At 70.1% G+C, this 23,986-nt stretch carries 18 protein-coding genes; 12 read left to right on the top strand and 6 right to left on the bottom strand.

The annotated features are described in order from the left end of the window. The first annotated feature begins 37 nt into the window (after positions 1-37). From ABID81_RS08225 to ABID81_RS08210, 4 genes are all read left to right on the top strand, one after another. Positions 38-1,393 (top strand): MFS transporter, encoded by a 1,356-nt coding sequence (locus tag ABID81_RS08225; protein WP_354594298.1) that lies wholly within the window; start codon positions 38-40, stop codon positions 1,391-1,393. 234 nt (positions 1,394-1,627) lie between these two features. After that, on the top strand, positions 1,628-2,887 hold the full coding sequence (locus tag ABID81_RS08220) for an RNA polymerase sigma factor (protein WP_354594297.1): 1,260 nt from the start codon (positions 1,628-1,630) through the stop codon (positions 2,885-2,887). 4 nt (positions 2,888-2,891) lie between these two features. Next, complete coding sequence (locus tag ABID81_RS08215; protein WP_354594296.1) at positions 2,892-4,151, top strand: MurT ligase domain-containing protein; 1,260 nt, start codon at positions 2,892-2,894, stop codon at positions 4,149-4,151. Continuing rightward, positions 4,148-4,900 carry a cobyric acid synthase gene (locus tag ABID81_RS08210; protein ID WP_354594295.1) on the top strand — a complete coding sequence of 251 codons (753 nt, stop codon included), beginning with the start codon at positions 4,148-4,150 and terminating at the stop codon, positions 4,898-4,900. The genes ABID81_RS08215 and ABID81_RS08210 overlap by 4 nt, the downstream gene beginning before the upstream one ends. Positions 4,901-5,002: 102 nt before the next feature. Here ABID81_RS08210 and ABID81_RS08205 read toward each other — a convergent pair whose 3' ends face one another. Then, entirely contained in the window at positions 5,003-5,230 is a 228-nt protein-coding gene (locus tag ABID81_RS08205; protein ID WP_043592677.1) for a DUF7455 domain-containing protein, read from the bottom strand. A gap of 217 nt (positions 5,231-5,447) precedes the next feature. Between ABID81_RS08205 and ABID81_RS08200 the strand changes: the two genes are divergently transcribed. Continuing rightward, a complete protein-coding gene (locus ABID81_RS08200) occupies positions 5,448-7,562 on the top strand; it encodes a DNA gyrase/topoisomerase IV subunit B (protein WP_354594294.1) in 2,115 nt (704 codons plus the stop codon). A gap of 90 nt (positions 7,563-7,652) precedes the next feature. Here ABID81_RS08200 and ABID81_RS08195 read toward each other — a convergent pair whose 3' ends face one another. Beyond that, positions 7,653-10,166, bottom strand: coding sequence for a DNA gyrase/topoisomerase IV subunit A (locus ABID81_RS08195; protein WP_354594293.1), 2,514 nt, complete (start codon positions 10,164-10,166; stop codon positions 7,653-7,655). 61 nt (positions 10,167-10,227) lie between these two features. On the opposite strand from ABID81_RS08195, the gene ABID81_RS08190 reads away from it, so the two are divergent. Next, positions 10,228-11,358, top strand: coding sequence for an alkaline phosphatase family protein (locus tag ABID81_RS08190; RefSeq protein ID WP_354594292.1), 1,131 nt, complete (start codon positions 10,228-10,230; stop codon positions 11,356-11,358). Between the two features lie 77 nt (positions 11,359-11,435). On the opposite strand, the gene sepH is transcribed toward ABID81_RS08190, so the two are convergent. Next, positions 11,436-12,590, bottom strand: coding sequence for a septation protein SepH (gene sepH / locus ABID81_RS08185; protein ID WP_354594291.1), 1,155 nt, complete (start codon positions 12,588-12,590; stop codon positions 11,436-11,438). Between the two features lie 198 nt (positions 12,591-12,788). Here sepH and ABID81_RS08180 point away from each other — a divergent pair, with 198 nt between their 5' ends. Beyond that, positions 12,789-13,082, top strand: a complete 294-nt coding sequence (locus tag ABID81_RS08180) for a DUF4193 domain-containing protein (protein ID WP_043592858.1) — start codon at positions 12,789-12,791, stop codon at positions 13,080-13,082. On the opposite strand, the gene ABID81_RS08175 is transcribed toward ABID81_RS08180, so the two are convergent. Further along, on the bottom strand, positions 13,057-13,512 hold the full coding sequence (locus tag ABID81_RS08175; protein WP_354594290.1) for a DUF3093 domain-containing protein: 456 nt from the start codon (positions 13,510-13,512) through the stop codon (positions 13,057-13,059). The genes ABID81_RS08180 and ABID81_RS08175 overlap by 26 nt on opposite strands. A 38-nt stretch (positions 13,513-13,550) precedes the next feature. On the opposite strand from ABID81_RS08175, the gene dut reads away from it, so the two are divergent. From dut to dxs, 5 genes are all read left to right on the top strand, one after another. Then, positions 13,551-14,012, top strand: coding sequence for a dUTP diphosphatase (gene dut, locus ABID81_RS08170; protein WP_354594289.1), 462 nt, complete (start codon positions 13,551-13,553; stop codon positions 14,010-14,012). An 83-nt stretch (positions 14,013-14,095) separates the two neighbouring features. After that, positions 14,096-14,728: a DUF3710 domain-containing protein gene (locus ABID81_RS08165; protein ID WP_354594340.1), complete on the top strand. Its 633-nt coding sequence runs from the start codon at positions 14,096-14,098 to the stop codon at positions 14,726-14,728. 66 nt (positions 14,729-14,794) lie between these two features. Then, complete coding sequence (locus ABID81_RS08160; RefSeq protein WP_354594288.1) at positions 14,795-15,493, top strand: DUF3159 domain-containing protein; 699 nt, start codon at positions 14,795-14,797, stop codon at positions 15,491-15,493. Between the two features lie 151 nt (positions 15,494-15,644). Continuing rightward, positions 15,645-18,461: an aconitate hydratase AcnA gene (gene acnA, locus ABID81_RS08155; RefSeq protein WP_354594287.1), complete on the top strand. Its 2,817-nt coding sequence runs from the start codon at positions 15,645-15,647 to the stop codon at positions 18,459-18,461. A gap of 127 nt (positions 18,462-18,588) precedes the next feature. Further along, positions 18,589-20,535, top strand: a complete 1,947-nt coding sequence (gene dxs, locus ABID81_RS08150) for a 1-deoxy-D-xylulose-5-phosphate synthase (RefSeq protein ID WP_354594286.1) — start codon at positions 18,589-18,591, stop codon at positions 20,533-20,535. A gap of 102 nt (positions 20,536-20,637) precedes the next feature. On the opposite strand, the gene ABID81_RS08145 is transcribed toward dxs, so the two are convergent. Both ABID81_RS08145 and ABID81_RS08140 read right to left on the bottom strand, forming a co-directional pair. Next, positions 20,638-22,761: a 3-hydroxyacyl-CoA dehydrogenase NAD-binding domain-containing protein gene (locus tag ABID81_RS08145; RefSeq protein WP_354594285.1), complete on the bottom strand. Its 2,124-nt coding sequence runs from the start codon at positions 22,759-22,761 to the stop codon at positions 20,638-20,640. Further along, positions 22,758-23,963, bottom strand: coding sequence for a thiolase family protein (locus tag ABID81_RS08140; protein ID WP_354594284.1), 1,206 nt, complete (start codon positions 23,961-23,963; stop codon positions 22,758-22,760). The genes ABID81_RS08145 and ABID81_RS08140 overlap by 4 nt, the downstream gene beginning before the upstream one ends. Between the last annotated feature and the right edge of the window lie 23 nt (positions 23,964-23,986).

Raw genomic sequence — 23,986 nt, 5'->3', positions numbered from 1 at the left:
GGCCGGCGCCCAGCCCCCGGTCGGCTAGGGTCACGGGGTGAACTCCGCCCGCGCCTGGCTCGTCTGGGGCGCCGCCGTCTTCGCCTACGTCGTCGCCGTCCTGCAGCGTTCGTCGCTCGGCGTCTCGGGCGTCGAGGCGCAACAGCTCTTCGGCGTCTCGGCCTCGACCCTGTCGACTCTCGCGGTTGTGCAGCTCGTCGTCTACGCCGGACTGCAGATCCCCGTCGGCGTCCTGCTCGACCGTGTGGGGCCCAAGAGGCTCATCGTCGCCGGGGCGGTGCTGCTCGCCGCGGGTCAGCTCGTCGTGTCGCTCTCACCGCCCGCGATCGGCGTGGCCGTCGCGGGCCGCGTGCTCGTCGGGGCCGGTGACGCCATGACCTTCATCTCGGTCATCCGGCTCCTGCCCGCGTGGTTCCGCGGGCCGATCCTGCCTCAGGTGTCGCAGTGGACCGGCAACGTCGGCCAGCTCGGACAGGTGCTGTCGGCGGTGCCCCTGTCCGTCGTGCTGCACGGGGCGGGCTGGACGCCGGCCTTCCTGAGCGCCGCGTCGCTCTCGGTCGTGGCCGCCGTGGTCGTGCTGCTGGTCGTCAAGGAGTCCCCTGCCGGCCGCCTCCGGTCCGAGGCGGTCGTCACGTGGGCCGACGCGGGACGACAGCTCGGTCAGAGCGTGCGGCGACCGGGCACCCGACTGGGGTTCTGGTCGCACTTCGTGACGCAGTCGTCCGGCACCGTCTTCAGCCTGTTGTGGGGCGTGCCGCTGCTCGTGGGCGGGCTCGGGTTCTCGACCGGCGAGGCGTCGGGGATGCTCTCCCTGCTCGTGCTGTCGGGCGTCCTGGCGGGGCCCGTGCTCGGCGTCCTCGTCGCGAGGTATCCCATGCGGCGCTCCAACCTCGTCCTGGGCATCGTCACGATGCTCGGCGTGGTGTGGACGACCCTGCTGGCCTGGCCCGGCACGCCGCCGCACTGGCTCGCGTACGTCCTCGTCGTCGCCCTGGGGGTGGGGGGCCCGGGGTCGCTCATCGGCTTCGACTTCGCCCGGACCTTCAACCCGCTCCGCAGCCTCGGCGTCGCCAACGGGGTCGTGAACGTCGGCGGTTTCCTGGCCAGCTTCGTCATGATGTTCCTCATCGGGGTCGTGCTCGACCGTCTCGACTCGGCGCGCATCGCCTCCGGCCTCCCGAGCGACCTGTTCTCGTTCGACTCGTTCCGCGTGGCGCTGCTGGTCCAGTACGTCGTGGTCGGCGGAGGAGTCGTGGCGCTCCTGGTCGAACGGCGGCGGACGCGGCGCGGTCTCCGCCTCGAGGAAGGAATAGAGGTCGCCCCCCTCTGGGTTGCCCTCAACAGGCGGTGGCAGGCCGCGCGCCGGCGTGGCCGGGGCGGGTCCACCGCCTGACCCCGTGTCGTCCGGCCCACGCCGGACGTGCAATAATGAGACACGGACCCGTTCATGTCCATCGATCGAGACACGCGTCGGCACAGCCGACGGGCACTCGCCCGAGGACTTGACATGGGTCCTCGTACTGCCCGAATTCGGCCGACGCCCAGTGCCGGTCGACGTCCCCACCGGCGCGCGAGAAGGCGACGACCGCGTCCGGTCCGGACGTACCGAGAACTGAAAGGTGTTCGCATGGCTACACGCAGCAAGGCGACCACGGCCCCCGACGAGGCCGCGAGCGACGACACGGCCGTCGAGGCCGAGACCACGGCCCCCGCGGCCAAGAAGGCTCCCGCCAAGAAGGCCCCGGTCAAGAAGGCGGCAGCGAAGGCTCCGGCGAAGACCGCCGCCGCCAAGAAGACCGCCGCGGCCGAGGCGACCGACGACGAGGTCGACGCCGACGCCGTCGTCGACCCGGCGGCGAGCGACGAGGCCGACTCCGACAGCCCGACCCCGGCACCCGAGATCCTCCCGACCGGCGCCCTCGTCATCTCGCAGGACGACGACGACGAGATGCCCGTCTACTCGACGACCATCACCGGCGCGACGGCCGACCCGGTCAAGGACTACCTGAAGCAGATCGGCAAGGTCGCCCTGCTCAACGCGGCCGAAGAGGTCGAACTCGCCATGCGCATCGAGGCGGGTCTCTTCGCCGACGACAAGCTCGCGAACAGCACCGGCCTGAGCCGCGAGCTCGAACGCGAGCTGCGGTGGGTGTCCCGTGACGGCCAGCGGGCCAAGAGCCACCTGCTCGGCGCCAACCTCCGACTCGTGGTCAGCCTCGCCAAGCGCTACACCGGCCGTGGCATGCAGTTCCTCGACCTGATCCAAGAGGGCAACCTCGGTCTCATCCGCGCGGTCGAGAAGTTCGACTACACCAAGGGCTTCAAGTTCTCGACCTACGCCACCTGGTGGATCCGCCAGGCGATCACGCGGGCCATGGCCGACCAGGCGCGCACCATCCGCATCCCGGTCCACATGGTCGAGGTCATCAACAAGCTCGCCCGCGTCCAGCGTCAGATGCTGCAAGACCTCGGTCGCGAGCCCACTCCCGAAGAGCTGTCCCGTGAGCTCGACATGACGCCCGAGAAGGTCGTCGAGGTCCAGAAGTACGGCCGCGAGCCCATCTCGCTGCACACGCCCCTCGGTGAGGACGGCGACAGCGAGTTCGGCGACCTCATCGAAGACACCGAGGCCGTCGTCCCCGCCGACGCCGTCGGCTTCACCATGCTGCAGAAGCAGCTGGAGTCGTTGCTCGACAGCTTGTCCGAACGCGAGGCGGGCGTGATCCGCATGCGCTTCGGGCTGGGCGACGGCATGCCCAAGACCCTCGACCAGATCGGTGACACCTTCGGCGTGACGCGCGAGCGCATCCGCCAGATCGAGTCCAAGACGATGGCGAAGCTCCGCCACCCGTCGCGATCGCAGTCGCTCCGCGACTACCTCGAGTAGGCCCGTGCGTTACCTGGTCCCCGTCCTGGCCGGCCGTCTCGTCCGGGCCGTCGCCCGGCTCCGTGGCGGCGGCTCGGCGTACCCGGGGCGGACCGTCCTCACGCTCGCCCCCGACTTCCTGACGCACGTCTCCTCGCAGTTCGAGCGCGGCGTCGTCTTCGTGCTCGGGTCGAACGGCAAGTCGACCACGACCATGATGCTGACCGAGACCCTGCGGGCCCACGGCCTCAAGGTGTTCACGAACCCGACGGGCGCCAACCTGCCCCAGGGCATCGCGTCCGCGTTCTTGCGCGAGGTCACGCCGTTCGGACGCGTCCGCGGCGACATCGGCGTCATCGAGGTCGACGAGGCGTTCGCCGTCGAGCTGACGAAGTCGTTGCACCCGTCCACCGTCCTCATGCTGAACGTCCAGGTCGACCAGCTCTACCGGTTCTTCGAGACCGAGCGCGTCGGCACGATGATGACCGACACCGCGGCCGCGGCCACGACCGCGGTCGTCACCAACCGCGACGACCAGCACCTAGGCCCCTACCAGGGCGTCGGTCGACAGGCCGTCACCCGTTTCGGTGCTTCGCCGGAGGTCGTCTCGGCATCGCCCAACGGCCTCCAGAACGCCCACGACTTCAGCCGCCGGGCGGACGACTCCCTCGTGGCCGAGACCGAGGTCACGGCCCTCACGGGCGACGGAGCGACCATCACCGTCTCGGGCACCCCGATCGACCTCCGCCTGCCGGCGCGGGGACTGCACTACGCCGTCGACGCCGCCGCGGCGTTGCAGACCGCCTCGGTGGTCCTGGGCCACCCCGTCGACCCGGCCGCGGTCCGGCGGGCGTTCGACGGGATGAAGCCCGCCTACGGGCGTGGTGAACGGATGTCCCTCGGTGACGACGAGGCCGAGTTCATCATGTTCAAGAACGCGGCGAGCCTCCAGCTCAACCTCGACGCCCTTCCCCAGGACGTCGAACAGGTGATGCTCGCGATCGACGAGGGCACGCCCGACATCTCGTGGATCTACGACATCGACTTCTCCCACCTCGACCACGTCGACGTCCTGGCCGGGGCCAAGGCCTGGCAGCTCGCCCTGAGGCTCGAACACGAGGGCATCCCCGTGCACGTGATCGAGGAGGACATCGCGAAGGCCATCCGGCTCATGCGTGCCCTCCCGTCCTCGGGTGACCACACCAAGCACTTCGTGACGAACTACGAGCAGATGATGTTGGCGCGCCGCATCCTCGGCCACCCCGACCTGGAGAAGACCGCGTGAGCGACGACGTCCTCCGAATCGTGCACCTCTACCCCGAAGAGCTCGGCGTCAGTGGTGACCGAGGCAACGTGACCACCCTCGCCGTCCGGGCACGTCGCGCCGGCATCGACGGTTCCGTCCTCGAGTACCGCGTCGGCGACGACGTCCCCACCGTGGCCGACGTCGTCGTCGTGGGTCACGGGCCGTTGTCCGGCGTCCGCTCGGTCGCCGAGGACGCGCGCCGCCTCCGGCCGGCCCTCGAGGCCTTCGCCGCCTCGGGCGTCCCGGTCGTCGCGGTCGGCGGAGGCCTCGAGCTGATGAGCCGTGGCGTCGAGACCGTCGAGGGCGAGACCGTCGAGGGCGTCGGCTTCTTCGACGCCCTCGTCCGCCGTGGTGCGCCCCGACGGACGAACTACCTGACGGTGACGACGGACTACCAGGGCGACGAGCTCACGCTCTTCGGCTTCGAGGACCACGCCGCCCACCTCGAACTGGGTCCCGACGCCGAGGCGTTCGGCTCGGTCGTCCACGGCGGAGGCAACGGAGACGGTCGAGAGGGCGTCCGGCGGGGTGTCTCGTTCGGCACGCAACTCAAGGGTCCCGTGCTGCCGCTCAACCCGGCCCTGACGGACCGCGTGCTGCGCGTCGCCCTGAGCCGCCGCATGATCTCGTACGCGGCGGGTGCACCCCACGCCAAGCTCGACGAGTACGCCGCCGCGTCGCAGCGGGTCATCGCCGACAACCTCGAACGGTCCTTCAAGGCCATGTGACCTCGTCGTCGGTCGACGACACGACGAAGGCCCCGCACCGATCTGGTGCGGGGCCTTCGTCGTGCGTGCGACCCGGGCTGTGGTCCGGGTCGCCGTGGCGTCTCAGTGGGCGAGGAGCTTGGAGCTCTCGTCGAGCCACTCGATGGCGGTGGGCTGCAGCTTCTCCTTGAACTTCGCGCCGTGGTGGGCGCAGAAGAGAAGTTCGCCGGTGGCCATGGTGGCGCGGATGTAGGCCTGGGCCCCGCAGCTGTCGCAGCGGTCTGCGGCGCTCAACTGGTAACGGGAGCCGAGCTCGTCGACGGCGGTCTGGTCGGTGGCCATCTGAGTCATGTGATGCTCCTCCTGACGGTGGTGCGGTGGGTGGTGACACTCATCAAAACACGCCGAGGTCGCGATCGCGTGACATCGGGCCCGATTTCGCTCATCGCGTAGTGCCGACGAGCCGATCGAGTGTCGGAGCCGCCCTGTCGGCGGCCCTCGGTAGTCTGTAACGCGGCCACCGCCTCCTCGCATTCCCGCCGTCGAGCCACGAGGCTCCTGGAGAACCATGCCCCCCACCTCGTCCGCACCCGCCTCCGACTACTCGGCTCGTCACCTCTCGGTGCTCGAGGGCCTCGAGGCCGTCCGCAAGCGGCCCGGCATGTACATCGGGTCGACCGACTCGCGGGGTCTCATGCACTGCCTGTGGGAGATCATCGACAACTCCGTCGACGAGGCCCTGGGCGGCCACGGCGACACCATCGACGTCGTCCTGCACGACGACGACAGCGTCGAGGTGAGAGACAGCGGTCGGGGCGTGCCCGTCGACATCGAACCCAAGACGGGTCTGAGCGGGGTCGAGGTCGTCTTCACCAAGCTGCACGCCGGCGGCAAGTTCGGCGGCGGCTCGTACACGTCCTCCGGGGGCCTCCACGGGGTCGGGGCGTCCGTCGTCAACGCGTTGTCCGAGAGGCTCGACGTCGAGGTCGACCGGGGCGGCAAGACCTACGCCATGTCGTTCCGCCGGGGTGAACCCGGCACGTTCGACGACGCGGGCGAACCCACGCCCGATTCTCCGTTCACCCCCTTCGTGTCGGGCAGCGTGCTGCGCGAGGTGGGCAAGACCAAGCGCGGCGTCACGGGCACACGGGTCCGTTACTGGGCCGACCGGCAGATCTTCACCCGGGGTGCGTCGTTCCAGACCGACGAGCTCTCGGGCCGGGCCCGACAGACGGCGTTCCTCATCCCCGGTCTCACGCTGACCCTCCGCGACGAGCGGGCAGGGTCCCTCACCGACGGCGGCTTCCCCCTCGAGAGCAGGTTCCGTTTCGACGGGGGCATCAGCGAGTACGTCGAGTTCCTCGCGCCCGACACCGCCGTGACCGACACGTGGCGCATGACGGGGTCCGGCACCTACACCGAGACGGTGCCCGTCCTGACCGAAGGCGGCGCCATGGTCGCCACCGAACTCGAACGGCAGTGCGACGTCGACATCGCGCTGCGCTGGGGCAGCGGCTACGAGACGGTCTTCCGCAGCTACGTCAACATCATCGCCACGCCGAAGGGCGGGTCCCACCAGGCGGGGTTCGAGACCGGCCTGCTCAAGTTCGTCCGACAGCAGGTCGAGGCGAACGCCCGTCGGCTCAAGGTCGGCAACGACAAGATCGAGAAGGACGACGTCCTCGCCGGCCTGACCGCCGTGCTGACGGTCCGTCTGCCCGAGCCGCAGTTCGAGGGTCAGACCAAGGAGATCCTGGGCACGCCGGCCGTCCGGGCGATCGTGGCGAACGTGGTGGCCGACGAGTTCGGCACGCTCTTCGCGTCCGGCCGGCGTGAGGACAAGGCGCAGACCGGGCTCGTCCTCGACAAGGTCGTGGCCGAGATGAAGTCCCGCATCGCCGCCCGTGCGCACAAAGAGACCCAGCGTCGCAAGAACGCCCTCGAGAACTCGACCCTGCCGGCCAAGCTCGTCGACTGCCGATCCAACGACGTCGCGAACAGCGAGCTCTTCATCGTCGAGGGCGATTCGGCGCTCGGGACGGCCAAGGTCGCCCGCAACAGCGAGTTCCAGGCACTCCTGCCCATCCGCGGCAAGATCTTGAACGTGCAGAAGGCCTCGGTCAGCGACATGCTCTCGAACCTCGAATGCGCCTCCATCATCCAGGTGCTGGGCGCCGGCTCGGGGCGGTCCTTCGACCTCGAGGCGGCCCGCTACGGCAAGGTCATCATCATGAGCGACGCCGACGTGGACGGCGCCCACATCCGGACGCTGTTGCTCACGCTGTTCTTCCGGTACATGCGTCCGATGATCGAGGCCGGGCGGGTGTTCGCCGCCGTCCCTCCGCTGCACCGCGTCGTCGTCGTGCACCCCGGCAGCAAGCCGAACCAGACGCTCTACACGTACTCCGAGAAAGAGCTGCACGGGGTCCTCGCCGGACTCAAGCGCACCAACAAGAAGTTCCAGGACCCCATCCAGCGGTACAAGGGTCTCGGCGAGATGGATGCCGAGCAGCTCCGCACGACGACGATGGAACGCCAGAACCGCATGCTGCGTCGCGTGAAGGTCGACGACGCCGAGAACGCGGCCCGGGTCTTCGAGCTGCTGATGGGCAACGACGTCGCTCCGCGGAAGGAGTTCATCATCGACGGAGCAGGCCTCAGCCGCGACCGCATCGACGTGTGAGCGTCCCGCCGCCCGAGGCCGCGTGACGTCGAGCACGACGACGCCCCTCGGTCCCGAGGTCGACGGTGTCGGGCCCCGGCCCGGGTCGGGTCATTCGCCGGGTTCGGCCCCGGCGTCCAGCCCCGTCGCGGAGTCCGTGATGTGGGCCACGGACGCCCCGATCGACCCGATGACGGCTTCGAGCGGCGTGCCCGACCCGTCGCGACGGGAGAGCTCGGACGGCAGGGTGCGCACGGCACCGTCCGGCCCCACCGCCTGCACGGGGCGAGGGCCGACCCAGGCAAGGGTGAGGGCGTCTTCTCCCTTCAGCAACGAGTGGGATCGGACGCCGCCGGTCGCCCGCCCCTTGCCCGGGTACTCGTCGAACGCACTCAGCTTGGCCCGCCCGGGGTCGGTGCCGGCGATCGTCGAGCTGCTGCCCGAGACGGTCGCCACGACGGCCTCGCGGCCGGCGGACACGGCTCCGAAGAAGATCACCGTGGCGTCGTCCGGCAGGTTGATGCCGGCGACGCCCCCTCCGGCCGGCCCCTGGGGACGCACCGACGACGCGCTGAACCGCAAGAGCTGCGTGGCCGACGAGACGAAGACCAGGTCGTCGTCGTCGACCCCCTGGGCGACTCCGACGACCTCGTCCCCCTTCTTCAGCGAGATCACGGGGAAGTCGGGTCGGGCCGGGTACTGGCCGGTCGCGACGCGCTTGACGACGCCCCGGGCCGTCCCGAGGGCGATGGTCCGCTCCGAGGTGAGCGAGACGAGTCCGAGGACGCGCTCCCTCTTGTCGACGAGGCCGACGTAGTCGCGGACGGGGACCCCCGCACCGAGCTGGACCGAGGTCGGGGGCACGGAGGGCAGGTCGACGGGGGTGAGCCGGATGAGGCGACCGAAGGTGGTCACCGCACCGATCTCGGTGCGGGCCGTCGTGTCGATCGACGACAGGACCGCGTCGTGCTTGGTGCGCCGCGCCGGGGGAGTGGGCGCCGCCGAGTCGGGGTCGAGGTGGTCCACGCGCAGGATGCGGCCCGTGGTCGAGAGGAACACCCGGGTCGGGGTGTCGGCGATCTCGAGTACGGGTGCCGCCTTGCTGCCGCGGCCGGACGTGGCCACGCTCGGCCTGGCCTCGGTCAACAGCGTGCGCCGCGGGGTGCCGAACTGCTCGGCGATCTCGCCGAGCTCGCTCGAGACGAGGGCACGGAGGCGGGCAGGATCGGCCAGCAACGCCTGGAGGTCGGCGATCGCCGCGAGCAGCTCGTCCCGCTCGGCCTCGAGCTCGATGCGGCTGAACTTGGTGAGCCGCCGCAGCTGCAGGTCGAGGATGTACTCGGCCTGGATCTCGCTGAGGTCGAAGACCTCCCGCAGGCGGGCCCGGGCGGCGGCCGTGTCGTCGCTCGTCCGGATGACCTGGATGACCTCGTCGATGTCGACGATCGCGACGAGCAACCCCTCGACGAGGTGGAGGCGGTCCTCCTTCTTCGCGAGCCGGTAGCGGCTGCGACGGGTCACCACCGCGAGCCGGTGCGCGACGTAGACCTCGAGCATCTCCTTCAGCCCGAGCGTGCGCGGTTGACCCTCGACGAGGGCGACGGCGTTGATGCTGAAGCCGTCCTCGAGGGGCGTGTAGCGGTAGAGCTGCTCGAGCACGGCCTCGGGGCTGAAGCCCGTCTTGATGCCGATGACGAGACGCAGGCCGTGCTTGTGGTCGGTCAGGTCGGTGACGTCCGTGATGCCGGTGAGCTTCTTCGCCTGCACCCCGTCCTTGATCTTCTCGATGACCTTCTCGGGGCCCACGAGGTAGGGCAGCTCGGTCACGACGAGACCGTTCTTGCGCGCCGTGATGCTCTCGACGGCGACGCGCGCCCGGGTCTTGAAGCTGCCACGACCGGTGGCGTAGGCGTCGCGGACGCCGGCCAGACCGGCGATCGTGCCTCCGGTCGGCAGATCGGGGCCGGGCACGAAGGCCATCAGGTCGTCGAGGCTCGCGTCGGGGTGGTCGATCAGGTGACGGGCGGCGCCGACGACCTCGACGAGGTTGTGCGGGGCCATGTTCGTGGCCATGCCGACGGCGATGCCGCTGGCACCGTTCACGAGCAGGTTGGGGAACGCGGCGGGCAGCACCTCGGGTTGCATCAGCTGGTTGTCGTAGTTCGGCACGAAGTCGACGACGTCCTCGCCGAGCCCCTGCGTCATGGCCAGCGACGCCTCGGCGAGCCGCGCCTCGGTGTACCTCGGTGCCGCGGGCCCGTCGTCGAGGGATCCGAAGTTGCCGTGGCCGTCGATCAACGGGACCCTCATCGTGAACGGCTGCGCCTGACGCACCATGGCGTCGTAGATGGCGGTGTCGCCGTGGGGGTGCAGCTTGCCCATGACCTCACCGACGACCCGGGCGCTCTTGACGTGTCCACGGTCGGGACGGAGGCCCATCTCGGACATCTGGTACAGGATGCGTCGTTGGACGGGCTTGAGGCCGTCACGGGCGTCCGGCAGCGCCCGTGAGTAGATGACCGAGTACGCGTACTCGAGGAACGACCCCTGCATCTCGAGCGAGACGTCGATGTCCTCGATGCGTTCGCCGTGGTCGGGCTCGTTCGTGTTCTCGGTGGTGGTCATGCACTTCTCACGGATCGGGGTGGACGAGGCCCCCGGTCGTCGCTGTGCCAGACTGGGGCCGGTGTCCTCCATCGTACCGGCGCGCCCCCGAGGGGCCGCGAGCCTGGCCGACGTGGTGCCCTCGTGCCTCGCCTCCCTGCGGGGCGAGGTCAACGCCCTCGGCCTGCCACCGGTCAGGGCCGCCGTCGTCGTCGTGGTCGACGGCCTCGGCCAGGCGGCGCTCGGTGCCCGTCGCGGCCACGCCCGCACCCTCTCGGGGCTGAAGGGCAGCTTGTGGTCCGGCTGGCCGACCACCACCGCCGCCGCCCTCACGACGCTGACGACGGGCGCGCTGCCGGGGCAGCACGGACTCGTCGGCTACTCGGTCCTCGACGCCGAGAACGACCGCGTGGTCAAGCAGCTCTCCGGCTGGGACGACCGCATGCGCCCGGACGACTGGCAGCGTCGACCGACCCTCTTCGAGACGGCGACCGACGTCGAGTCCCACGCGGTGGGCCCGAAGCGCTACCGCTCCTCGGGTCTCACGGAGGCGATCCTCCGCGGCGCGACGTACGACGTCGCCGAGAGCGTGGGCGACCGCTTCGCAGCCGCGGCGCGACTGGTGGAGTCGAGCCGCGCCTCCCTGGTGTACCTGTACGTCCCCGAGCTCGACATGATCGCGCACCGGGCCGGGTGGGAGTCCGACGAATGGGCCGACGCGCTCGAGGGCGTCGACGCGGAGGTGCGGTCCCTCGAGGCGGCGCTGGCGCCGGACGTGGGCGTGATCGTCACGGCCGACCACGGCATGGTCGACGTGGCGGAGCACCGGCGCATCGTGTTCGGCGGGACGCCCGCCCTCGTGGACGGGGTCCGACACGTCGCCGGCGAACCCCGGTGCCTCCAGCTGCACCTCGAACCCGACGCGGACGACGGCCGGCGGCGGGCGGTCCTCGACGCCTGGCGATCGGCCGAGGCCGACCGCGCGTGGGTCCTGACCCGCGACGAGGCGGTCGAGGCCGGCTGGTTCGGCCCTGTCGACCCCGTGGTCCTGCCCCGCATCGGCGACGTCGTCGTCGCGGCCCGTCGCGGCGTCGCCTACTACGACGGTCGTGACCGGGGTGGCGAACCCGGCACGATGATCGGACAACACGGCTCGTGGTCCGACGACGAGACGATCGTGCCCCTGAGGGCGTTCGGCGCCTACCGCCGCTAGTCGAGGGCGCCGGCCGAGGCCGCTGGTCGACGCTGCCGGTCCACGCCGCGGGTCACCGCGGCCACGAGACGGTCGGGTCAGGCGGGATCGTCGTCGGACCGAGCGCCGAAGACGATCTCGTCCCAGCTCGGCATGGACGTCCGGCCACGGGCCTTCTTGGTCGGCTGGGCCGCGCTCGGCATCTCCCGGCGGGTCGAACGACCACGACTGCCGCGGATGCCCGAGGGCTGCACGGGCACGCTCTCGACGGTGATCTCGTCCCGACCCGACCGGTCGGGCACGACCGGCGCGGGTGCGGTGGCACCCTCGGGCAGGTCGAAGTCGTCGAGGGGGACGTCGATCACGCGGATCGAACCGGTCGCCGGGTGGTCGAGCCGTCCGTCGTCGTCCGAGAAGCGGGCCGCCTCGCGTTCGCCGCGGCGGCGACGCAACGCCTCGAGCAGGTCGGCGGTCTGGTCGTGACCGCTCGGGTCGTCGGGCGTCCGGTTGGCGGCCACGAAGGAGGCGGTGCTCCTGCCCCCGGGACGCAGCCGGTCGGTCGCGGGCTCGGCCGGTGCCTCGACCTCGACGTCCGGCTCGACGAGGAACGCCCCGCTGTCGAAACGACCGGACGTGTCGTCCGGACGGGAGTCGCGGCCCACGGCCCGGAGGCGGGGGACGAGCGGGCCCGCGTCCTCGTCGTGCCGGGAGAGACGATGGGCGTCGCCGCCGAGCGGCGCGAGGACCGACTTCTTGGGGTCGAACCGCCAGGTCGCGTCACGCTCGACCTCGTGCGTGACGAAGGCGACCTGGACCACCCACCCGTGTTCTGCGTCCTTGTAGGCGGTCCACTCGCGCTGCGTGGTGTCGGCCCCGTCGAGTCGCTCGTCGATGACGGCGCCGAACGTCGTCGCCTGCAGCTCGACGGGTGCGTCGTCGGCCACGGAGACGGGCACGGCGCGGGCGCTCTCGAGGACGAAGGCGCGCTCGGCGAGGACGGGACCCTCGAAGCGGTGCACGTAGTCGACGTCGGCACCGGTCAGCTCGGCGATCTGCGCCGCCGTCCTGCCGGCACGGACCAGGGCCTGGATCTCACGGGGCGGCGCCTTGCGCTCGACCGGGGCGTCGGCCGGGCTGGCCGCCCGGAGTTGCGAGTGCAGGGTGTGCGTGACGGGAAGGCGGTACTCGCCACCGGCGTCGGTGGAGACGAGCAGAGCTCCGCTCTGGACGCCGATGACCCTGAGATCCTGCATTTTCCACGCCTTTCACCGTCGTGATCCGGTGCCAAGAGTCGCACGTCGGGGCCCCTTCTCGCGGGAATACGACGGGCGTGCCGTCAGTTCTTACGAGGCGGCCGGAAGGCCGTGGGAACCGGTTTGCTATTCGACAACGAGTGATGCAAACTGCACCCGCCGAATCGGGCACACGAACGACCGAAGAACTGGATGGGCATGGCCACCGACTACGACGCACCTCGCAAGAACGACGACGACGGCTCGGAGTCGATCGAGGGGCTCAAAGAGAGGGTCCCCGACAAGATGACCGGCGTGGTCGACGACGACGCCGACAACCCTGGCTCGTTCGAGCTCGCCGGGCAGGACCTCTCGGACCTCGACCTCGACGTCGTCGTCCTCCCCCCTCAGGTCGACGAGTTCACCTGCGTCGAGTGCTTCCTGGTGAAGCACCGTTCGCAGCTCGACCACGAGACCAAGCTGGGCGCTATCTGCCGGGAGTGCGCCGCCTGAGCGCCTCCAGCCGGCGGACGACCTCGTCGGGACGACGGGTCGACACCAACCAGTAGGGCGCCGGGTCGTCGAAATCCGTCAACGAGATCTTGACGACCGGACGCACCCACCCCCGGAACAGGGTCCAAGCTCGCGCGTCGAGCCTGGGCCCTCTCTCTTTGGTGGCGTCGGCCCCGCTGAAGCCCTCGGCCTCGCCGATCTCGTGGGCGAAGAGCCGTGCCCGCCCTGCCGTGAACCCCTCGTCGTCGATGGTCAGCACGGGCGAGGTCAGGACGAGTGCGACGACGGCCCCCACGTAGAACACGACGGCCATCACGACGCCCACGGTCGAGTTGATGGGCAGGAAGACCAGCAGGGTGGCGGGGACGAGCAGGGCGCAGGCCACGAAGACGGAGAGCGGCGGGAGCAGGCGCTCACGGTAGGGGTTCATGGGTCCATTCGACCAGACTTCTGCACTACCCTCGACACGTGACCCAGACCCTCGACGTCCTCATCGCCGCCGAGGCGACCTCGGTCCCCGAGTACGCCCACCCCGGTGACGCCGGGGCCGACCTGTTGTCGACCGAAGACCTGGTGCTCCAGCCGGGGCGGCGGGCTCTCGTGGGCACGGGGGTGTCGATCGCGTTGCCCGACGGCTTCGCCGCGTTCGTCGTGCCCCGCAGCGGATTGGCGGCCAAGCACGGCATCACGGTCGTGAACGCCCCGGGCACCGTCGACTCCGGGTACCGCGGTGAGATCAAGGTCTCGTTGCTCAACACCGATCTCGAGACGGAGCACCACGTCGCCGTCGGCGACAAGATCGCCCAACTCGTCGTCATGCCCGTCGTCCGAGCCACGTTCGTCCCCGTCCCGACGCTCCCCGAGAGCGTGCGCGGGCTCGGCGGGCACGGTTCGACCGGATACGCACACAACACAGGAGGCACCGCGTGAGGAAGTCCAAGCGCCGCGAGCAAGAAGTGGCCGAGGTCGCGATCGACGTCGAATCGGCCGACGTCGCCGACGTCGAGGTCGACATCGAGTCGCTCGACGAGACCGAGGTCGAGGTCTTCGACGACTCGAAGTCGGCTCCCGGCGACCGCGCCGAGGTCGGCCCCCTCGACGAGACCGAGGCCAACCCGGTCCGCCCCTACGTCGACCTCGGCGGGGTCAAGATCCTGCCCCGCGAGGGTCTGCACCTCCGCCTCGAGGTGGAAGAGGGAAGCAAGCGGGTCGTCGCCGTCGGTCTCGACTTCGCGAAGTCGACCCTCCAGGTGCAGCCCTTCGCGGCGCCCAGGACCACCGGCCTCTGGAACGAGATCCGCGGGCAGATCAGCGAGCAGATCGAGAAGCAGGGCGGGACGACCGCCGAGGTCGACGGGCCCTTCGGTCCCGAGGTCCGCGCCGAGATCCCCGTGATGGGAGGCGACCCCGGCACGACGAGACGGGCCCGCTTCATCGGCGTCGACGGCCCGAGGTGGTTCCTGCGCGGCGTCATCGCCGGCGACGCCGCGGACGACGGCGAGGCCGCCGAGAAGATCGAGGAGCTCTTCCGCAGCATCGTCGTCGTGCGTGGCACGACCCCCATGCCTCCCCGCGAGCTCATCCCGCTCGCCATGCCCAAGGCAGGCCCGACCGACGCCCCGGGCACCACGCCCTCGGTCGTCTGACCCGACGTGTCGGCGACGCCCGAGCGGCCCGATCCGTCCGATCCCACCCCGCTCGACGACCCGAGGGTGTCCCTCGCGGCCCAGCTCCAGGCTGCGGCGCGTCGAGCCGGCATCGGGCAGGTCGCGCCCGGCGAGGTGCCGACGGCCGCGGCGCTCCTCGCCGCGATCGGAGGCGTGCGGGGTCTCGTCGAGTCCATCGTCCCGGGTCTCGGGTTCGTGGTCGTCTACACGATCACCCGTGACGTCGTGCCGTCGGTCCTCATCCCGCTCGTGCTCGCCGTCGCGTTCGTCGTGGTCCGGGCGATCCAACGCGGTCCCGTCGCGCAGGCCCTGGCCGGCGTCCTCGGCATCGCTCTCTCGGCGGGCATCGCGCTGCTCTCGGGCCGGGCGGAGAACAACTTCGTCCCCGGCCTCTTGATCAACGCGGCGTCCCTCGTGGCACTGCTCGTGAGCATCGCCGTCCGGTGGCCGCTCATCGGCGTCGTCGTCGGGCTGCTCACCAACGACGGGACGGGCTGGCGGGCGGATCGGGCCAAGCGTCGCGTGCTGGTGCTGGCCACGTGGTTGTGGGCCGGGCTCTTCGCCGCACGCCTGGCCGTCCAGGCACCCCTCTGGCTCGCGGGCGACGTCGCCCTCCTCGGCACCCTCAAGCTCGTCATGGGCGTGCCGCTGTACGCCGGGCTGCTCTGGGTGACCTGGCTGCTCGTGCGGACGGTCTACCGGGGACGCGACGCGGCGGACGACGCGCGGGGCCCGTCGACCTGACCCGCGCCTCCTGGTGCTATGTTTTATCTCGACATCGAGACAAATCGCTGGGATCGGCCCCGGGGAGACCCCGCGGACTTAGGCTGACCTCGCTGGTGCGCGTCGCGCCCACCGGCCAAGATGAGGGCGTAGTCAGCAAGGGAGACGGCACGTGTCTGCAATCAACAGTTTCGGCTCGAAGAACACCCTCACGGTCGGGTCCACCGACTACGAGGTCTACCGCATCGACGCGGTCGAGGGTTCTTCGAAGCTTCCGTTCAGCCTCAAGGTCCTGCTCGAGAACCTGCTCCGCACCGAGGACGGTGCGAACGTCACGGGTGACCAGATCCGGGCACTCGGCTCGTGGCAGCCGACCGCCGACCCCGACACCGAGATCCAGTTCACGCCGGCTCGCGTCGTCATGCAGGACTTCACCGGCGTGCCCTGCATCGTCGACCTCGCCACCATGCGCGAGGCCGTCGCCGAGCTCGGCGGCGACCCCACCAAGATCAACCCGTTGGCGCCCGCCGAGCTCGTCATCGACCACTCGGTCATCGCCGACCTCTTCGGCAGCGAGAACGCCCTCGAGCGCAACGTCGAGATCGAGTACGAGCGCAACGGCGAGCGGTACCAGTTCCTGCGGTGGGGTCAGACGGCCTTCGACGACTTCAAGGTCGTCCCGCCGGGCACCGGCATCGTCCACCAGGTCAACATCGAGTACCTGGCCCGCGTCACCTACAGCCGCGAGGTCGGGGGCGTGCTCCAGGCGTACCCCGACACCCTCGTCGGCACCGACTCGCACACGACGATGGTCAACGGCCTCGGCGTGCTCGGGTGGGGCGTGGGCGGCATCGAGGCCGAGGCCGCCATGCTGGGTCAACCGGTGTCGATGCTCATCCCCAAGGTCGTCGGCTTCAAGCTGTCGGGCTCGATCCCCACCGGCGTGACCGCCACCGACGTGGTCCTCACCATCACCCAGCAGCTGCGTCGCCACGGCGTCGTCGGCAAGTTCGTCGAGTTCTACGGCGAGGGCGTGGCCGAGGTGCCGCTGGCCAACCGCGCCACCATCGGCAACATGAGCCCCGAGTTCGGTTCGACGGCGGCGATGTTCCCCATCGACGACGTGACCCTCGACTACCTTCGCCTCACGGGCCGCTCCGACGAGCAGATCGACCTGGTCGAGCAGTACGCGAAGCTGCAGGGACTCTGGCACGACCCGTCGATCGAGCCGGTCTTCAGCGAGTACCTCGAGCTCGACCTCGCCACGGTCGTCCCGTCCATCGCGGGTCCGAAGCGTCCGCAGGACCGCATCGAACTGACCGAGGCCAAGTCGCAGTTCGAGGTCGACCTCGAGAACTACGCCGGCACCGACCACTCGCACGTCGACGCCGCCGTCGAGGGCACCTTCCCGGCGTCCGACCCCATCGGCTTCACGGCCGAGGACGACGACGAGGCGCAGCCGCACACGATCTCGCACACGTCCCACGCACCGGCCAAGGTCTCGAAGCCGACGTCCGTCGCCCTCGAGGACGGCTCGACCTTCACCCTCGACCACGGCGCCGTCGCCATCGCGGCCATCACGTCGTGCACGAACACGTCGAACCCCTCGGTCATGCTCGCCGCCGGCCTGCTCGCCCGCAACGCCAGCAAGAAGGGCCTCAAGGCCAAGCCGTGGGTCAAGACGACCCTCGCGCCCGGTTCGAAGGTCGTCACCGACTACTACGAGAAGGCCGGTCTGACCTCGTACCTCGAGGACCTCGGCTTCTACACCGTCGGCTACGGCTGCACGACCTGCATCGGCAACTCGGGTCCGTTGCTCGACGAGATCTCGACGGCCGTCCAGGACAACGACCTGGCCGTCACGGCCGTCCTGTCGGGCAACCGCAACTTCGAGGGTCGCATCAACCCGGACGTCAAGATGAACTACCTGGCGAGCCCGCCCCTGGTCATCGCCTACGCCCTGGCCGGCTCGATGAACTTCGACTTCGAGAACGACGCGCTCGGCACCTCCGACGACGGCACCGACGTGTACCTCCGCGACATCTGGCCCGACGCGGCCGAGGTGCAGCAGACCATCGACTCGTCGATCGACACCGGCATGTTCACGCACGAGTACGCGGGCGTCTTCGACGGGGACGAGCGGTGGCGGTCGCTGCCGACACCGACCGGTGCGACCTTCGAGTGGGACTCCGAGTCGACCTACGTCCGCAAGCCCCCGTACTTCGAGGGCATGACGATCGAGACGACGCCGGTCACCGACATCCAGGGTGCCCGCGTCCTGGCGAAGCTCGGCGACTCGGTCACGACCGACCACATCAGCCCCGCCGGTTCGATCAAGGTCGACAGCCCGGCGGGTCACTACCTCGACGAGCACGGCGTCGACCGAAAGGACTTCAACTCGTACGGTTCGCGCCGGGGCAACCACGAGGTCATGATCCGCGGCACCTTCGCCAACATCCGGCTCAAGAACCAGCTGCTCGACGGCGTCGAGGGCGGCTACACCCGCGACTTCACGCAGCCGGACGCACCGCAGTCGTTCATCTACGACGCCAGTGCCCGCTACCAAGAACAGGGCACGCCCCTGGTCATCCTGGGCGGCAAGGAGTACGGCTCGGGATCGTCCCGTGACTGGGCCGCCAAGGGCACCAGCCTGCTGGGCGTCAAGGCCGTCATCACCGAGAGCTTCGAGCGCATCCACCGCTCGAACCTCATCGGCATGGGCGTGGTGCCCCTGCAGTTCCCCCAGGGCGAGAGCTGGGAGTCCCTGGGGCTCGACGGCACCGAGCAGATCGACATCGTCGGCCTCGAACAGCTCAACGACGGGACCACGCCGAAGACGGTCCGCGTCACGGCGACCCCGACGGCCCACTCGCCCGAGGGCAAGCAGCCGGTCGAGTTCGACGCCGTCGTCCGGATCGACACACCGGGCGAGGCGGACTACTACCGCAACGGCGGCATCCTGCAGTACGTCCTGCGCAGCCTGGTCTGATCACCGGACCGCACCGACCCGAGACCCCCGGACGAGCACGCGCGTCGTCCGGGGGTCGTACGGCGTTCTCGCCGGGCACGTGCCTAGAGTGGACGGATGCCCGAGAGGGCGGAGGAGGAAGACCAGCATGAGCCTGTTGCAGACGATCACGGGGCCTCGCGACCTCGACCGCCTGACGAACGACCAGATGGTCGAACTGGCCGCCGAGATCCGTCGGTTCCTCGTGACCGAGGTGTCGAAGACCGGGGGCCACCTCGGCCCGAACCTGGGCGTCGTCGAGCTCACCCTCGCCATGCACCGCGTCTTCCACTCGCCGCACGACGCCTTCGTCTTCGACACGGGTCACCAGTCGTACGTGCACAAACTGCTCACCGGTCGCCAGGACTTCTCGGCCCTGCGCCTCCGCGGAGGGCTCGCCGGCTACCCCCAGCGTTCCGAGTCCGAGCACGACATCGTCGAGAGCTCGCACGCCTCGAGTTCGCTCTCGTGGGCCGACGGCATCTCGCGGGCGTTCCAGCTCACCGGTCGCGACGACCGGCACGTCGTCGCCGTCGTGGGCGACGGAGCCCTGACCGGCGGCATGACCTGGGAGGCGCTGAACAACATCAGCGACGACAACGACCGTCGCCTCACGATCGTCGTCAACGACAACGGGCGCTCGTACGCCCCCACCATCGGTGGCATGGCCCGGTTCCTGAACACCGTCCGCACGCGGCAGGCCTACCGCGAACTCCACGTCGGGAGCCGCGCCGTCTTCGACCGACTCGGGCACCCGGGTCGCGCCGTCTACCGCGGCGTCCGCGGGGGACTGCACGGCTTCCTGAGCCGTTTCACCAACAACGAGGCGCTCTACTCCAACCTCGACATCAAGTACATCGGCCCGGTCGACGGGCATGACCAGGTCGCCATGGAAGAAGCGCTGCTCCAGGCGAAGAACTACGGTGCCCCGGTCATCGTGCACGCCATCACCGAGAAGGGCCGGGGGTTCGACCCGGCTCGGGCCGACGTCGCCGACCAGTTCCACGCGGTCGGGCAGATCGACCCCGAGACGGGCGAGCCCCTCGAGGCCGCGACGTCGCCGTCCTGGACGTCGGTGTTCGCCGACGAGATCGTCGACATCGCCGAGCACGACGAGAAGATCGTGGGCATCACCGCCGCCATGCTGCGACCGGTGGGCCTGCACAAGCTCGCCGAGCGGTTCCCGTCGCGGGTCTTCGACGTCGGCATCGCCGAACAGCACGCCGTCACGAGTGCCGCCGGGTTGGCCTTCGGCGGTCTCCACCCCGTGGTCGCCCTCTACGCGACCTTCGTGAACCGCGCGTTCGACCAGGTCCTGATGGACGTAGCCCTCCACCGGGCCGGCGTGACCTTCGTCCTCGACCGCGCCGGCGTCACGGGGCCGGACGGGCCGAGCCACCACGGCATGTGGGACCTCGCCCTCCTGCAGATCGTGCCACACATCCGTCTCGCTGCTCCTCGGGACGCCACGAGGCTCCGCGAAGAACTGCGCGAGGCCGTCACGGTCGACGACGCCCCGACCGTCATCCGTTTCTCGAAGGGTGCGGTCGGCGTCGAGCACGAGGCCGTCGAGCGTCTGGGGGACGGCGTCGAGGTCCTCCGGCGAGGCGACCACGACGACGTGCTGATCGTCTGCGTCGGTCCCATGGCCGGCGTCGGGCTCGACGTCGCCGAGCGCCTGCAAGACCAGGGCATCGGCGCGACCGTCGTCGATCCACGTTGGGTCGTCCCCGTGCCGAAGAGCGTCATCGACCTGGCCGCCACGCACCGACTCGTCATCACCATCGAGGACGGCGTGCGCGTCGGTGGCATAGGCACACGGGTGCGGCAGGACCTCCGCGGTGCCGGGGTCGACACCGCCGTGACCGAGCTGGGCCTCCCGGACGAGTTCCTCGAGCACGGCTCGCGGGCCGAGATCCTCGAGGAGGCCGGCCTCACCCCGCAGCACATCGCCCGCGACGTCGTCGCTCAGGTGCTGGGCAGTCGCATCCCGGTCGCCCGACCCCTCGACGACGCCTCGTCCACCCCGCGGAACGACGACGCACGACGCGACTGACGGCCCCCTGAACCGCCAGGGCCGTCGACCGGCGGTCATGACGAACGCCCCCGTCTCGATCCGAGACGGGGGCGTTCAGTCGACGCGGGGCCGGTCGCCGGTCTAGTCGAGGCCGCGGATCGCCGGTTCGTGGAAGTCCCGACCGCGCACGCGGCGCGAGGCACCGACCCGATCGAGGTACGGGGTCACGCCGCCCATCTGGAAGGGGTAACCCGCGCCGAGGATGAGGCAGAGGTCGATGTCCTCGGCGGCCGCCACCACGTGGTCGTCGAGCATGCGTCCGACCTCGTCCGCGAGACCGTCCTCGATGCGCACCCGCAGCTCGTCGTCGCTGAGGGCGGTACCGGGCCCTGCTGCCAGCGCCACGGCCTTCTTGTCGAAGCCCTTGCGGCGTCCCTTCGAGTCGCGCTCGAAGATCGTGCCGTGCTCGGCGAGACGGTGGAGGCCCTCACTCGCGAAGAACCGGTCGGGGAAGGCGGTGTGATGGGTGTCGAGGACGTGCGCACCGACCGTGAGCCCCACGAGCTCGAGGAGCTCGAAGGGAGTCATCGGCAGTCCGAACGGTGCGGTGGCGCGATCGACCACCTCGAAGGGCGTCCCCGTCTCGACCGCGTGCATGGCCTCACCGAGGAGTTTGGCCAGGATGCGGTTGACGACGAACCCGGGGGTGTCGGCCGTGATGACGGCGTTCTTGCGCAAGGCCTTGGCCGTGACCATGGCCGTGCTGAGCGTCTCGTCGTCGGTCAGGGGTGTCTTGACGACCTCGACCAACGGCATGACGGCGACGGGGTTGAAGAAGTGGAAGCCCACCAACCGCTCGGGGTGGGCCAGCCTCGCCCCGATCTGCTCGACGCTGAGCGACGACGTGTTCGTCGCCAGCACCGTGGTGTCGGACACGACGGCCTCGACGTTCGCGAAGACCTCCTGTTTGACGCCGAGTTCTTCGAACACGGCCTCGATGACCCAGTCGGCGTCGGCGAAGTCCGCCAGGTCGGTGGTGCCCGTGATGAGCGCCTTCAGCCGGTTCGACTCGTCGCGTGAGATCCGCCCCTTGGCCTGAAGGTCGTCGATCTCGCCGCGGATGCGGCCGAGAGCGGTGTCGACCCGAGCCTGGTCGAGGTCGGTGATGACGACGGGCACGCGGAGCCGACGGACGAAGAGCAAGGCGAACTGGCTCGCCATGAGGCCCGCCCCGACGATGCCGACCTTGCCGACCTTCCGCGCGAGGTCGGGCGAGGGAGCACCGGCGGGCTTCTTCGCCCGCTTCTGCACGAGGTCGAAGGCGTACATGCTGGCGTGGAACTGGTCGCCGGCGACGAGGTCGGCCAGGGCTTCGTCCTCGGCCGCGAACCCGGTCGCGCGGTCGGTGTTCTTCGCCGCCTTGAGCAGGTCGAGGGCGGCGTACGGGGATTTCGCCACGGTGCCGATCTTCGACTCGAGCGACTTGCGCGCGACCGAGACGGCGACGTCCCATTTCACCGCCCGTTCGAGCTTGCCGGGCACGTTCGGCCGCTTGACCACGACCCGTCCGGTCAGCACTCCGTCGGCCCATCGGATGCTGTCCTCGAGAAACGAGGCCGGGCCGAAGGCCACGTCGACGATGCCGAGTTCGAGCGCCTGGGCGGGTTTGAGCGTGCGGTTGTTCTTCAACGGGTTCTCGATGACGACCTTGAGGGCGTTCTCGATGCCGATGAGGTTCGGCAGCAGCCAGGCGCCACCCCAGCCGGGGATGATCCCGAGGAACACCTCGGGCAGGGCGATCGCCGCGGCCGACGAGTCGACCGTGCGGTAGTCGGCGTGCAGGCCGATCTCGAGCCCACCGCCGAGGGCGAGCCCGTTGACGAACACGAAGGTGGGCACGCCGGCGTCGTGCAGCTTGCCCAGCACGGCATGGCCGAGCCGTGCCAGTTCGCGGGCGACGTCTCGACTGGGGATGGCGCTGACCTTGCTCAGGTCGGCACCCGCCGCCAAGAAGTACGGCTTGCCCGTCACGGCGATCGCCGCGATCTCACCCGAGGAGGCGCGGGTGCGGACCGCGTCCAGGGTCGCGCCGAACTCGTGCAACGACGCCGGCCCCAGGGTGCTCGGTCGGGTGTGGTCGCGGCCGTTGTCGAGCGTGACGAGGGCGAGGACGCCCCCGGACGGCAACGGGACGTCGTGGACGTAGGAGTGCGTGACGACCTCGTCGGCCGACAGCTCGGTCAGTTGTTCGATCGCCGTGCTCATGCGCGCGCCGCCTTCCGCGAGTGGTGGGGGTTCTCCCAGATGACGCTGCCGCCCTGGCCGAGTCCGATGCACATGGCGGTGAGGCCGTAGCGCACCTCGGGGTGCTGCTCGAACTGACGGGCCAGCTGGATCATCAGGCGCACGCCCGACGAGGCCAGGGGGTGCCCGACGGCGATGGCGCCGCCCCAGGGGTTGACGCGGGGGTCGTCGTCGTCGATGCCGAAGTGGTCGAGCAGCGACAGCACCTGCACGGCGAAGGCCTCGTTCAGTTCGAACAGCCCGATGTCGTCGATCGAGAGGCCGGCCTTGCGCAGGGCCTTCTCGGTGGACGGGACGGGACCGATGCCCATGATCTCGGGCTCGACGCCGGCGAAGGCGAAGCTGACCAGGCGCATCTTGGGGGTGAGGCCCAACTCCTTCGCGGCCGCGCCGGACGCCATGAGGCTGACCGTCGCGCCGTCGTTGAGTCCGGACGAGTTGCCCGCCGTGACGCGACCGTGCGGTCGGAAGGGCGTACGCAGGCCGGCCAGCCCCTCCATCGTGGTCTCGGGCCGGGGTGCCTCGTCACGGGTCGCCAGCCCCCAGCCCTGGTCGGTCTTGATCGCGACCGGGACGAGGTCGGGCTGGATCTGGCCGGCGTCGTAGGCCGCGGCCAGCTTCTGCTGCGACCGCATCGCGTAGCGGTCGGACCGCTCTCTGGTCAGCTGCGGGAACCGGTCGTGGATGCGCTCGGCCGTGTTGCCCATGTTCAGGGCCTCGCCGCTGACGAGCTTCTCGGCGACGAACCGCGGGTTCGGGTCGGCGGCGAAGCCCATCGGGTGGCGACCCATGTGCTCGACGCCGCCGGCGAGGGCGACGTCGTAGGCGCCGAACGCGATGCCGCCGGCGACGGTGGTGACGCTGGTCATGGCGCCGGCGCACATGCGGTCGATCGCGTAACCGGGCACGGACCGGGGCAGGCCGGCCAGCAGCGCCGTCGTGCGACCGAGGGTGAGCCCCTGGTCGCCCTGCTGCGTCGTCGCCGCGATGGCGACGTCGTCGATGCGTTCGGGCGGGAGGGACGGGTTGCGTTCGAGGAGGCCCTTCATCGCCTTCACGACCAGGTCGTCGGCCCGGGTCTGCCAGTACATGCCTTTGTCGCCGGCCCGACCGAACGGGGTGCGTACCCCGTCGACGAACACGACATCGTTGCTCTCGGCCACATTGCCTCCAGTGTCAGGATCTG

The sequence above is a fragment of the Frigoribacterium sp. PvP054 genome, from assembly GCF_040547465.1.
Taxonomy (GTDB): Bacteria; Actinomycetota; Actinomycetes; order Actinomycetales; family Microbacteriaceae; genus Frigoribacterium.
The sequence above is the reverse complement of the archived record's forward strand: the minus strand, read 5'-3'. Positions and strand labels throughout refer to the sequence as shown.